Source organism: Alkalihalobacillus alcalophilus ATCC 27647 = CGMCC 1.3604 (genome assembly GCF_000292245.2).
GTDB lineage: Bacteria > Bacillota > Bacilli > Bacillales > Bacillaceae_D > Alkalihalobacillus > Alkalihalobacillus alcalophilus.
Window position 1 is genome coordinate 27,129 of record NZ_ALPT02000023.1, and the last position, 13,102, is coordinate 40,230.

Here is a 13,102-nt window from a genome sequence, read left to right on the forward strand (position 1 = left end):
TGGAGGTTTTAATCATGAAAGTAGTTAAATTAGCAGACGTAATTGGAACAGAACATGACGTCAAAAATGAAGATAAAACATGGAATAGTCGCCGCCTTGTGATGAAAAAAGATGGCATGGGTTATTCTGTAAATGATACGATTATTTATGCGGGTACGGAAACTCATATTTGGTATCAAAATCACCTCGAATCCGTATATTGCATTGAGGGTGAAGGTGAAGTCGAAACGATTTCAGATGGTAAAGTGTGGCCAATCAAAAAAGATGAAATTTATGTGTTAGATAAACATGATGAACATCTTCTTCGTGCGAAAACAAATATGCGAATGGTATGTGTCTTCAATCCACCCCTTACAGGGAATGAAGTGCATGATGAAAATGGGGTTTACCCTGTAGATGATTCAGATGAGTGATTGACTTAATAAAAACATTCGAAGCACAACACGAACCATCCAACTCCCGAAAAATCTAAATTAAAGCTAAACATAAAAAGCAACCGCAACAAGTTTTTACGAACTTGTTGCGGTTCCTTCTTTTAAAAGAGTTAATTTTCTTCCCACTTCGCAATCTCCGCTCGAACTTTTGGTGCGACTTCTTTTCCGTACAATTCAATCGCTCTTAAGACATCCTCATGTGGCATCGAACCTACTGGGACATGCAACATAAACCGAGTGATTCCGATATTCTTTCTCAAATTAATAATTTTTTCAGCGACCGTATCTGAATCACCTACATATAAAGCCCCTTCAAAACTTCTTGCAGCATCAAATGTCTCACGGGTATATGGTGGCCAGCCTCTTTCCTTCCCTAGCTTTGTCATCGCTTGTGCGGTCGAAGGATAAAATTTTTCTACTGCTGTTTCTGTTGTCTCGGCAACAAACCCATGTGAATGGGAGGCAACAGCTAATTTCGAAAAGTCATGCCCTGCATGTGCGACAGCTTTTTTATATAAATCAACTAACGGTTTGAAGTTTGATGGGCTACCACCAATAATAGCTAAAACGAGTGGTAACCCTAATAAACCAGCTCGAACGACAGATTCAGAGTTACCACCACTTCCAATCCAAACCGGGAGTTTTTCTTGGTGGGGACGAGGATAGATCCCTAAGTTATTAATTGAGGCTCGATGGTTACCTGACCAACTTACCTTTTCTGAATCACGAATCTTCAATAATAAATCTAATTTCTCTTCAAATAATTCGTCATAATCATTCAAATCATATCCAAATAAAGGAAATGATTCGATAAAGGATCCGCGACCAGCCATAATTTCTGCTCGTCCATTTGAAACAGCATCAACCGTTGCAAAGTCTTGAAAAACCCTGACTGGATCAGCTGATGACAAAACTGTTACAGCACTTGTTAAGCGAATTCTTTCTGTTCGGGTCGCAGCTGCAGCAAGGATAGGAGCCGGCGATGACGCGGCATAATCCTCGCGGTGGTGCTCACCAACCCCAAAAACATCTAATCCCACTTGATCAGCGAGCTCTATTTCTTCCACAACCTCACGTATTCTTTGTGCATGACTTGTGACTTTCTCTGTTCCTACATGCGGTGTGGTCTCGACAAATGTACTAATTCCTAATTCCATTTGAACCCCTCCCTCTCTTCTCTTTATTATCATGTACTTATTAAATAACGAATAAGCACTAATGTACAATTTTTTGCCTATAATAAAGATACTGGGACATTACTAGCTATAAAAAGTAGAAAAAGAGTCTAAAGACCGAGGTGTTTTTTGTTCACTTTGGTTTACAATGCTTCGAGACTCGCTGTGGGTCGGCTTCGTACTAGTCAAAGCAGCAACAAGCAGCATAAATTTTAAAATGAGGTCAGTATGAAATTGATTCACTTAATTATTATTTATAAAGAACAAATAGTTTCGAGATCCTAATTTTTCATTTTCAGTATTTTATATACAGCTATTATACTGTATACTTTATAGAGAAGTAGAATAGCAGTTTTTTCGATTACTAGGAACTTAAACTATTGATATTAGATGAATTAATTCAAAAAAATATTTAAAGAAATTTATATTAGGAGTGGAGAATATGTTTATCATTTTTGCTATATTGTTTTTAATTGTTTTATGGGGATTATTTAATTATTTAATGGGCTATAAAAAGAATCACATTATTATTGATTTCGATCAACGTTATACTAAGTTAGATGAGCATACAAAAGCTGTTCAACAAGAGCTTCAAAATCAAGGTAAAATGGTAAAGTATTTAGGTAATCGTCGCTTTTTAATTGACGAGAAACCTTATATTTTTACCGAACGTACAATAAATACAGGGGGAGTACCTTTACAACGAACCATTCTTGTACCTGAAAAATAGAGTACTTACACTCTAATTTCCATAAAGATACCATTTTTCTGTTTATGGAATCCTTTACACTTCCAATGAATAGAACAAAGCCAGTAACATTTTATACGAGTAAAATGTTACTGGCTTTTCAGATCAGAGAAGGGTTTTGTCCCAGCCTCTTCATTCTTTTAATGTAAAATCATCTGTTTAAATTCTACATCCGTTTTTTTGAAACCTACTTTTGTGAGAAATTCATAGACCTGTTCAAATGTATCAACGGGATACTGTGTTTCACAAAGACTGTTTACCTTTTCTAAGTTATGCAAAAATACATGATCCTTCCAAAGATCTTCTCTAATATTTTTTAAAATGTTGATCACTTCTTCGTCTTTTGCAAACGTTACAAAACCGTCTCTTTTGTTAAAATAAATGATTAGCGGGACGTCCGTTTGTGGATGAACGACATGAGCTTTAAATAGATTCAATTGTAACAGCTCCCCTATAATTAGGTTATATACTTTATGATACTGGGTTTTTCAGAAGAATCAAGAATAACCTCGTTTTAAAAAAGATTTGCAAGGAGCTATTTTGAGAGATATGATAAACTTATTGAAATTTAGCTAACCTGTTAGAAACTCGAAAACGGACTTCGCTTTTTTTAACAATCTAGATACGTCCGTTTGCTTTATATTAAAGGAGTGAATATTAGAGATGAATTATGCAATCATTACTGGAGGTTCTAAAGGCCTAGGAGCTGCAATTGTAAAACAATTACTCCAAGAACCGATTCATATTTTTTCAGTAGCAAGAACAAATAACCCTGAAATGACGTTATTTTCTGAATCAACAGATGCTATTTTTGAAGATGTTCCTTTCGATTTAAGTGAAACGGAGAAAATCCCTGAGGTTGTCCAAAATATTTTTAAAAAAATAAATTTAGAAAGAGCAGAACGTATTTTCTTAATTAATAATGCAGGGGTCATCACACCTATTAAGCCGATACAAAATGCTGATCCACTCGAAATATCAAGGAATATCTCGATCAATCTAACGGCTCCATTAATTTTCAGCTCTTGTTTTATTAAACAAACGGAAAAATATAAACTCGATAAGAGAATTATTAATATTAGTTCTGGGGCTTCTCGTTCTCCAATTTATGGTTGGAGTAGCTATGGAAGTTCAAAAGCTGGTGTTAATTTATTTAGCCAAACAGTGGCAATTGAGCAAAAGCAACAACCATTTCCTGTACAAGTTTGTGCCTTTGCCCCTGGGATTATCGACACAGGAATGCAAGAAGAAATTCGTTCAACCGATAAAACTGATTTCACTGAATTAGCTAGGTTCCAAGCTTATAAAGCCGAAGGACATCTAATGGCAGCAAATAGAGTGGCTAAAGTTATCAGTGACTTACTTTACGCCAATGACTTTCCAAATGGCGAGGTTGTAAGCATCCAACAATATACTTAAAATCGATTCGAGACTGTCTCAAAAAAGCTTATATTACTTTTGAGCAGTCTTTATTTGTTTAAATGCTGACAGGGATTAGTCAAAGAAGAACCAATTGAAACCATATGAAATCTATCTATTATCGTATGAATTAACACAGTCACTAAACATTAGATTTCTCGAAAAGCTTATTATTTTTCAGTAGAGAAAAACCGTTCGATTTGCTGAAATATTTTTTCTTGTAAAAGGTGAACTTCATTTAAAAGGTGGTGCCCTCCCCCTTCTACAACATGAATCTCATTGTTTGGCACACTTTTTTCCAAATAGGATAAATTGTATTTCCAATCAACCGTTTTATCCTGATCACCTTGTAAAATCAAGACATCACATTCACATGCCTGCCCTCCTTTAATCGCATTAAACCACTTTAACTTTGCCCCAACCCAATTCATCGAAAGCTTTTTTGCCTGTAATGGATCTTTTTTTATAAATTCAAGAAAAGCTTGCTCTTTTGAATTCGCTCGGAACACTCTTGGAAAGTGTTTAATAAAGGGTCTTGCCAAAATGAACAGAATTTGTGATACCCGAAATGACGCAGCCCGAATCAGTGGAGCAATCATCACAACCCGTTCAAAACAGTGATGTTGTTTCACCAAGTATGAAAAACTAATCGCTGCCCCGGTACTATGTGCAACTAAATATAAAGGGGTATGGATATCGTTAATGACAAGATTTAACACATTATCTAAAACTTCCACGTATTCTTGAAAATCATCAATCGACGCTTTTTCCCCGGTAGATAGTCCATGACCAGGTAAATCAAAACCGATGACTTGATAACCTTGTCCAGTTAAGTACGTAATAAAGGGACTTAAACAGCCTAAATGGTCTAAATAGCCGTGCATTAAGAAGACTGTCCCACGTGGGTTGTCAGGGGCAAAAGACTGCAAATATATTTCTTTATTACCTGAATGGACATATCCATATTGATATTTAACTCCTTCAGTCGGCAATTGATAGTAATTGATATACACCGTAACCGCATCTGTTTGCTTCTCATTTTGTTCAAATGAAAAGAACTTTTTTTCACTTTGAATATGTTCAAGGGCTTCCAATATCCTTTCTTGCATACAGGCCACCTCGATAACTTAACGACTTTTAGATTTACGATTATATTCCCACATCCTTTTCAATTTAAAAGCTTTATAAGATAATTACATAATTCAATACAAAAAGGGATTGTATGAAGTCATTTTCAAGACTTCACACAATCCCTTACTTATGATGAGGCTAGAAGCGTCTCGCTAAAAGCCATCTTGCTCTTTTATATTTAATTATTCAGCTTGGTTAATTCTTCCTGTGTAAATACTCTAGAGCGAGTTAAAAAGCGTTTTCCTTCTGGTCCCTCAAGTGAAAACATGCCGCCTCGTCCTGGTACAACATCAATGATGATTTGTGTATGTTTCCAGTACTCATATTGTGCTTTGCTCATATAAAAGGGGGTTTCCGCAATTTTACCGAGTAAAACATCACTGTCACCAACAAGAAATTCACCTTGAGCATAACACATCGGTGAGCTGCCATCACAGCAACCACCTGACTGGTGAAACATCAATGGGCCATGTTTTTCTTTTAACTGCTCAATAAAATCAATCGCCTCATTTGTCGCCGTCACACGTTTAACCATCTACTTCCCCACTTTAAAAGAACCCTAGTGGGTCTGTTCCATAGCTTACGAGAAGGTTCTTTGTTTGCTGATAATGCTCAAGCATCATCTTATGATTTTCACGTCCAATTCCGGAGTTTTTATATCCACCGAAGGCCGCATGAGCTGGATAAGCATGGTAGCAGTTTGTCCAAACACGTCCAGCTTCTATATTCCGTCCGAAACGGTAAGCTTTATTAATATTACGTGTCCATACCCCTGCCCCAAGCCCGTACAATGTATCATTAGCGATTGCAAGAGCTTCTTCTTCATCTTTATACGTTGTGACTGAGACAACTGGACCAAATATCTCCTCTTGGAAAATTCTCATTTTATTATTCCCTTTAAAGACAGTTGGTTTAACATAGTAGCCATTTTCTAACCCTTCGATCTTATTTCGACCACCACCTGTTAGCATCTCTGCCCCTTCTTGTTGACCAATATCAATATAAGAAAGGATTTTTTCCATTTGCTCTGTTGAAGCTTGTGCCCCCATCATGACTGATGTGTCTAATGGATTTCCTACTTTAATTTCATTGACACGTTTTAAAGCTCGATCCATAAATTGATCATAAATCGATTCATGAATTAACGCTCTTGATGGACACGTACAAACTTCCCCTTGGTTAAGAGCAAATAGGACAAAACCTTCAATTGCTTTATCTAAAAAGGCATCATCCTCATCCAGAACATCTTTAAAAAAGATATTTGGTGATTTCCCACCGAGCTCAAGTGTAACTGGAATGATATTTTGTGAAGCATATTGCATGATTAATCGTCCTGTTGTCGTTTCTCCTGTGAACGCAATTTTGGCGATTCTGGAATTAGAAGCGAGTGGCTTTCCAGCTTCTACACCAAAACCATTGACAACATTAACAACCCCATTCGGTAGAAGATCACCAATCAATTCCATTAAAACCATAATAGATGCTGGCGTTTGCTCAGCTGGTTTTAACACAACGCAGTTCCCTGCAGCTAGTGCTGGTGCAAGCTTCCAAGTTGCCATTAATAATGGAAAGTTCCAAGGAATAATTTGACCAACAACACCAAGCGGCTCATGGAAATGATAAGCGACTGTATCATCATCAATTTGGCTTAATGAACCTTCTTGAGCCCGAATCGTGCCGGCAAAATAACGGAAATGATCGACCATTAACGGCACATCAGCTGCAAGTGTCTCCCTCACCGCTTTTCCATTATCCCAAGTCTCAGCAACCGCTAACATTTCTTTATTTTCTTCTATTCGATCAGCAATTTTATTTAGGATGTTTGCTCTTTCTGTTGGAGAGGTTTTCCCCCATGCAACTTTTGCTCCATGAGCCGCATCTAAAGCAAGTTCAATATCCTCCGCCGTTGAGCGTGCAACCTCACAAAAAGCTGCTCCAGTAACCGGTGACACGTTTTCAAAATATTGTCCGTTAACAGGTGCCATCCATTCTCCATTAATGTAATTGTCATACTTTTCCTTAAATGAAACCTTCGAACCGTCTTGATTTGGATTTGCATAAATCATTACTCATTCCTCCAATTCAAATTTAGGATAACTGCTAGTGCCTCATTTACTTTAAGCTAACTCTTTCGCTGAACATTTTTGCAACTACTATTTAGAGCTCAAACTTAAAAAGAAAAACGACATAAATTAGAAATCTATAAAACCCTCTAAAGAAAGCGTTTTCATAGATTGTACTCCTTGAGTGTATAATCTTTTTTTTAAATAGTCAATTAATTCGCTCGAAAATAAGAATTGATTCGAAATAAGAACTGGTTGCACCCTTATAAAATGGACGACAACCAGCTAGCTGATTTCCTTAACTTTTTATAAACTATTACTTACTCTCTAGATAGCGAGAATCAATTTCTTCCTTTATCATATTGATAAAAATCGGATCAAGCTTATGTTGAATCGCTTTTACATGTATTTCTAAAAGCATCTGATCATTCAATATTTGAATAACGGTTCCACTGTTATCTCGCTTTCCACTACTACCTACACCACCATCACTATTAATCATATTTTCCACTTGCCTAAATTTATGGCATTGTTAAGACAACTCGTCCATTAATTTTTCCGTTCTCCATTCTCTCAAGCACTTCATTAATACTATCAAGTGGCTGTAATTCAATATTTGTCCGCACTTTACCTTGTGCCGCAAATTCAATCGACTCTTGTAAGTCCTTTCTTGTCCCTACAATAGACCCTTTAACCGTTACCCCATTTAATACGGTATCAAAAATAGGAATTGGAAGCTCGTCATTAGGTAAACCAACAACAACAAGAGTGCCCCCTCGTTTAACAGAACCATACGCTTGTTCGAACGCTTTTTTCGTCACAGCCACACTGATTGCCGCTTCAACTCCTCCCACTTTATTTTTTATTTCTTCTACTGGATCTACTTTTAAACCATTAACGGTTAAATCAGCTCCTAAACTAGTGGCCAACTCTAACTTCTCATCCGATATATCAACTGCTATGACATTTAATCCCATCGCTTTTGCGTACTGTAGGGCAACATGTCCTAATCCTCCGATTCCATAAATCGCAACCCATTGACCTGGTTTGGCATCGGATACCTTTAACGCTTTATAAGTCGTCACTCCCGCACAGAAAATCGGTGAAATTTCAGCAAAATCAAGGTGTTCTGGTATTTTGACCACATAATTTGCTGGTGCTTTACAATACTCCGCATATGCACCATCTATAGAATAACCCGCATTTAATTGATCAGGACATAATGTTTCGCGACCAGTTAAGCAATATTCACATTCACCGCATGCTGAATATAACCATGGGATTCCTACATGATCGCCGACTTTAACTGACGTAACTCCTTCTCCAACTTCCTCAACAACTCCTACTCCTTCGTGACCAGGAATAAGCGGCAGCTTCGGCTTTACTGGCCAATCACCATGAGCAGCATGTAAATCAGTATGACAAACTCCACACGCTTTTATTTTGACTAAAATCTCGCCATGCTCTAGTTCTGGAACTGGAACACTTTGAATCTCCAACTTCTGATTGAACTCATTAACGACAGCTGCTTTCATCATTCTTTTTTGACTACACATACAATAACCTCTCCCCTCAAAATTTGATTCACTTAAATAATTGCAAAAAACGCGCCAATTTTAAAAACGCTTACAATAGAGGCTTTTTGAATGGCTTGCCAAAAAATCGGCAACTATTATCCATTTTTTCGGTACAAGGCCGAGTTTTTGTCGCGATCTATTTGGACAGCCCCATTCTCATTCTCCCCCACATAATAAAAAAGCCATTAACTTATTTGCTTTAAGTCAATGGCTCTTGAATTATTACAACTCAAAAGGCTTTTATTTTTATCCCTACTTTTATCCACTCTTATTTCTCTTTTTCATTTAACAAATAACGGAGTTTTCGCAAGTTAATATGTAATTGCTTGGAAGCTGCTTTTCGGTTTCCATACGTTTTATCTAGTGCTTTGTTAATAAAAGCTCTAGCAACTTCAGTCTCAAGGCCTTTCATTTCACTTAAGATTTCCTCTAAGTTCACTTCCTCTTCTTCATATTTATTTAATGTCTTATTCATCCATTTCTCAATAATTTCTTTTAATTTATGATTAGGCGACATTTCTGCTACATTTGATTTTACTTTAGCTGGTAACGTTTCTTTTTGAGGTTGAACCGAAAAAGGAAGCTGTTCGGCTCCGATTATCGCTTCATTAGCATCCTCGATCGCTACTAAGCGTGTTACAAAATTCGTAAGCTCACGAATATTCCCTGGCCACGAATAGTGTTGGAGCATATCCATTGCTTCATCCGTAAATGCTAGCTTCACTTCTGGATATCGTTGTAAATAATAGTTGAGCAATAAAGGAATGTCCTCTATTCGTTCACGTAAAGGTGGAATGACTAAATGAACCACATTTAAACGGTAGTATAAATCCTCTCTAAATTTCTTTTGTTTGACTGCCTCAAATAAGTTTTCATTTGTAGCAGCAATAATTCTAGCGTTCGTTTTTATCACCTTTTCACTACCGACACGCATAAACTCCTTCGATTCCAGTACACGTAATAGCTTCACTTGAATCGAACTCGATGCCTCCACCACTTCATCTAAAAATAATGTTCCGTTTGTAGCTACTTCAAATAAACCCTTTCGTTGTTTTGTCGCACCGGTAAATGAACCTTTTTCATGACCAAAAAGCTCACTCTCCAACAGTGATTCAGATAAAGCCCCACAGTTTACCCCGATAAAAGAAGAGTAATTCCTTGAACTCGCCTGATGTAAAAACCTTGCTAGCACCTCTTTCCCTGTACCTGTCTCTCCTTCAATTAACACATTTATATTTTTATTCGCTACTTTATAAGCCAATTCAGCAAGCTCAACCATTGTTTGATTGGAACCAATGATAAATCCCACTTCATTCGCTAAATTCGTTACGTGCTGTCCCCCTCGGGTTGGAGTCTTTAATAACAATTGATCAATTTGTTCTTCTAACAAATCGATATCATCAAAGGGTTTCTCAATATAATCACTCGCCCCTAATTTAATAGCTCGAACGGCTGTTTCAATCGTGCTATACCCTGTCATAATCACAACTTTACAATTTGGCTGATGCTGTTTTATCTTTTCCAAAATCATTAAACCATTCGTATCAGGTAACTTTAAATCAATTAATGCCAAGTCATAAAAACACGTTTCAAGCTCAATCTGCAAAAATTCGCTCCCACAAGACATAACATCAACACGATATCCCTTTTCAAGAAAAAGATGAGATAGGAATGTACCGATTTCTTTTTCATCATCCACAACTAAAATAGCGGTCATTTTTTCACCTCAGCTCCACGCTGTATTAAAGGGAGTGTTAAAATAAATACACTGCCATTATGAAGTTCACTTTCCACACCAATATGTCCCCCATGTGCTCGAGCAATTCCTAAACTTACAGAAAGGCCAAGACCCGTTCCTTTTTCAAATTCCTTCGTTGTATGAAATGGGTGAAAAATGGCGGTTAATCGTTCTCTTTCAATGCCAATTCCATTATCAGTCACCTTTAAACAAACATTATCATCATCGACATACGTTTGGATGAATATTTGTTTTGAGAGATTAGCGTTTTGTTCTAGTGCATCTTTAGCATTTAACAACAAATTAATAATGATTTGTTCAATTTGTGGTTGATTTCCATCTAACAAAGGCATCTCTTTATCAAGCTCTACTTTTAAGCTAATATTATTTTTTTCTAATTGATATTTTAACAGATTAAGAACTTGAGCAATCGCGTCATTTAGCGAAAATTTATCAAAAGAATATTCATCCTGTCTAGAAAAAGTTAATAGACTCTTAATGATATGTTTACATCGATCCCCACAGTTTTTTATATCTGTTAATAGGATATAGTTCGGATCACCTTCTTGTACTTTTCTTAATATGAGTTGGGCATTGCCTAATATTGCTGTTAATGGACTATTTAACTCATGTGCAACACCAGCAGCCATTTCTCCAATCGCGGCTAGTTTGCCAGAATGAATAAGTTGGGTCTCCATTTTTTTCTTCTCCGTTACATCTTTAAGATAGGCAATGACCCCTTGTGGCTCATTCTTTTCATTCAGAATGGGATACGTCGTTAATTCAAAGATTGATTGATCTTGTAAATGAATTTCTTGAAAACTAGCTTTAAAAAAATCTAGTGTGTTTTGTGCCTCGGTTAGACATTGTTCATTCAACTGCTCAAGCTCAGACTTTGACTTTCGTTTATATAGGGATTGAGCTGAGTCATTTAATTGTAAAACATTTAAATTTTGATCATAAATAATAATCATATCATCAACAGCTTTAAACGTATTTTCCCATTCTTGTTTGGACTGAAGCACTTCATTATACAGCTGGACATTTTCAATGATTGCAGCTAGATGATCTGTTAATTGTTCTAAAAAGTGAAGATCATCTTTATCCCAATTCTTTAAATTTTTGCGACCAATCGTTAAAACCCCAATTTCATTGTTCTTACTAAAGAGCGGTAATACTAAAATACTTTTCAATTGATGGACCGTTAAATATTGCTTTTCACTAAAAGGTGTCTCGCCTTCCAACCATTCAAATCGTATCCGTCGCTCTGTAATTGCAGACCAATAAAGGGATTGTTCCTTTGGAATAACCGAACTTATTTCCAAGGCAACACTATTCGTTGGATAAACAAAAGATAAGGAAAGTGAACCATTCTTCATCATTAAAAAACTAAGTCGCTCAAATTCAATGATTAACGACAATTTATCGATTAAATTATTTAAAATTTCATCTATTCTCATGTTAACTTTAATACTCTTCATCACACCATTTAATATTTCCAGTTGCATATTCTTTTTCTCAAGCTGCTCTACCGTTTTTTTCAATTCGGTATAATAATTTTTTTTCGATGAGTCGACCCCTGTAAGAAGAGCAATTTTGGCGATTTTATCTTCTATCAAAACCATTCACCACCTTATAAAACTTGTTCGATAATTTCTTTCACTTGATGTATCGTCATATCGCGAGGATTCGTTATCATACAAGCATCACTAAGGGCTGTTTGACTTAAAATATCGACCATATCATTCGTGATCCCGACCTCTCGAAACCTTTTAGGAATGCCAATATCATGAGATAATTCCTTCACAAACTCTATTGCTGCATTGCCTGCCTCCCTTTGCGTAAAACCTCTCGTATCAATGCCCATATATTCGCTTATCTCACTAAAACGTTTTGGTGCAGCTATAAAATTAAAGTCCATAACATAAGGAAGTAAGATCGCGTTCACTTCACCATGAGGCAATGGAAATCGACCACCAATCGCATGAGAAATCGCATGGGCAGCACCTAAAATAGCATTTGAAAAAGCTAGTCCCGCTTGTAAACTCGCCATCGCCATTGCTTCCTTTGCTTCTTCATTTGTTTTTGAAGCAACTGATGGCCGCAAATAATTGGCGACCAAAGTTATTGCATTTTTCGCTTGAACATCTGTCAGAGGAGTAGCGGCAATACTTACATAAGCTTCTATCGCATGAGTCAAGACATCCATTCCCGTCGCAGCCGTTAAATCACTATCTTTTGTAACTAAAGTATATGGATCAACAATCGCAATGTCTGGCACAAGTGTTTTTGAGATGATCGTCATTTTTTTCTTTCGCTTAGAATCAACTATGATTGAAAATTGCGACACTTCAGAACCTGATCCCGCGGTCGTCATAATCATAACCATCGGTGGTAATGGTTTTCTAATTTTATCAATGCCTTCATAATCTTTAATCTCACCACCATTTGTTGCGATAATGGCAATGGCTTTCGCTACATCTAAAACACTCCCACCACCTACTCCAATAATCGCATCACACTCATTTTCGATAAACTTTTGACAGCCGTAGATGACTTCATGATCAGTCGGGTCAATCGTCACATCGATAAAGGTCGCAAATGGTAAATGTGATTCTTTACATATGTCCATTACTTTTTCTAACCAACCCGCATTAACAACCCCATCATCACTAATAATTAGTACTTTTTTAGCCCCTAAACGTAGGCAAGCATCTCCTGCCTGTTTAATTGAATTTTTCCCAAAAATAATTTCTGGCGCAACAAATTTACTAATATTCATGACTTCACCTCACATTACTGATTTCAATCTAAAAA

At 36.7% G+C, this 13,102-nt stretch carries 13 protein-coding genes; 3 read left to right on the top strand and 10 right to left on the bottom strand.

What is annotated here, in order from left to right:
* Nucleotides 1-14: 14 nt before the first annotated feature.
* A complete protein-coding gene (locus BALCAV_RS08180) occupies nucleotides 15-413 on the top strand; it encodes an ectoine synthase (protein WP_003322942.1) in 399 nt (132 codons plus the stop codon).
* A gap of 131 nt (nucleotides 414-544) precedes the next feature.
* On the opposite strand, the gene BALCAV_RS08185 is transcribed toward BALCAV_RS08180, so the two are convergent.
* On the bottom strand, nucleotides 545-1,591 hold the full coding sequence (locus tag BALCAV_RS08185) for an LLM class flavin-dependent oxidoreductase (protein WP_003322943.1): 1,047 nt from the start codon (nucleotides 1,589-1,591) through the stop codon (nucleotides 545-547).
* 460 nt (nucleotides 1,592-2,051) lie between these two features.
* Here BALCAV_RS08185 and BALCAV_RS08190 point away from each other — a divergent pair, with 460 nt between their 5' ends.
* Nucleotides 2,052-2,339, top strand: a complete 288-nt coding sequence (locus tag BALCAV_RS08190; protein WP_003322944.1) for a hypothetical protein — start codon at nucleotides 2,052-2,054, stop codon at nucleotides 2,337-2,339.
* A 158-nt stretch (nucleotides 2,340-2,497) separates the two neighbouring features.
* Here the strand turns inward: BALCAV_RS08190 and BALCAV_RS08195 are convergent, their stop codons facing one another.
* The gene (locus tag BALCAV_RS08195) at nucleotides 2,498-2,794 is read right to left on the bottom strand and encodes a hypothetical protein (protein WP_003322946.1); all 297 of its coding nucleotides are present in this window, start codon (nucleotides 2,792-2,794) and stop codon (nucleotides 2,498-2,500) included.
* Between the two features lie 226 nt (nucleotides 2,795-3,020).
* Between BALCAV_RS08195 and BALCAV_RS08200 the strand changes: the two genes are divergently transcribed.
* Nucleotides 3,021-3,776 carry a (S)-benzoin forming benzil reductase gene (locus BALCAV_RS08200; RefSeq protein ID WP_003322947.1) on the top strand — a complete coding sequence of 252 codons (756 nt, stop codon included), beginning with the start codon at nucleotides 3,021-3,023 and terminating at the stop codon, nucleotides 3,774-3,776.
* A 170-nt stretch (nucleotides 3,777-3,946) separates the two neighbouring features.
* Here BALCAV_RS08200 and BALCAV_RS08205 read toward each other — a convergent pair whose 3' ends face one another.
* The 8 genes from BALCAV_RS08205 to BALCAV_RS08240 form a co-directional block, all read right to left on the bottom strand.
* Nucleotides 3,947-4,885, bottom strand: coding sequence for an alpha/beta hydrolase (locus BALCAV_RS08205; RefSeq protein WP_003322948.1), 939 nt, complete (start codon nucleotides 4,883-4,885; stop codon nucleotides 3,947-3,949).
* 200 nt (nucleotides 4,886-5,085) lie between these two features.
* Complete coding sequence (locus tag BALCAV_RS08210; protein ID WP_003322949.1) at nucleotides 5,086-5,442, bottom strand: DUF779 domain-containing protein; 357 nt, start codon at nucleotides 5,440-5,442, stop codon at nucleotides 5,086-5,088.
* A gap of 13 nt (nucleotides 5,443-5,455) precedes the next feature.
* Nucleotides 5,456-6,973: an aldehyde dehydrogenase gene (adh, locus tag BALCAV_RS08215; protein WP_003322950.1), complete on the bottom strand. Its 1,518-nt coding sequence runs from the start codon at nucleotides 6,971-6,973 to the stop codon at nucleotides 5,456-5,458.
* Nucleotides 6,974-7,286: 313 nt separating this feature from the next.
* Complete coding sequence (gene sda / locus BALCAV_RS08220; protein WP_003322951.1) at nucleotides 7,287-7,472, bottom strand: sporulation histidine kinase inhibitor Sda; 186 nt, start codon at nucleotides 7,470-7,472, stop codon at nucleotides 7,287-7,289.
* 19 nt (nucleotides 7,473-7,491) lie between these two features.
* Nucleotides 7,492-8,505, bottom strand: a complete 1,014-nt coding sequence (adhP, locus tag BALCAV_RS08225; protein WP_003322952.1) for an alcohol dehydrogenase AdhP — start codon at nucleotides 8,503-8,505, stop codon at nucleotides 7,492-7,494.
* 310 nt (nucleotides 8,506-8,815) lie between these two features.
* Nucleotides 8,816-10,264, bottom strand: a complete 1,449-nt coding sequence (locus BALCAV_RS08230; RefSeq protein WP_003322953.1) for a sigma-54-dependent transcriptional regulator — start codon at nucleotides 10,262-10,264, stop codon at nucleotides 8,816-8,818.
* Nucleotides 10,261-11,910 carry a GAF domain-containing sensor histidine kinase gene (locus BALCAV_RS08235; protein ID WP_040323798.1) on the bottom strand — a complete coding sequence of 550 codons (1,650 nt, stop codon included), beginning with the start codon at nucleotides 11,908-11,910 and terminating at the stop codon, nucleotides 10,261-10,263. Before BALCAV_RS08235 ends, BALCAV_RS08230 begins: the two co-directional genes overlap by 4 nt.
* A gap of 8 nt (nucleotides 11,911-11,918) precedes the next feature.
* Nucleotides 11,919-13,067 (bottom strand): iron-containing alcohol dehydrogenase, encoded by a 1,149-nt coding sequence (locus BALCAV_RS08240; RefSeq protein WP_003322955.1) that lies wholly within the window; start codon nucleotides 13,065-13,067, stop codon nucleotides 11,919-11,921.
* Nucleotides 13,068-13,102: the final 35 nt, after the last annotated feature.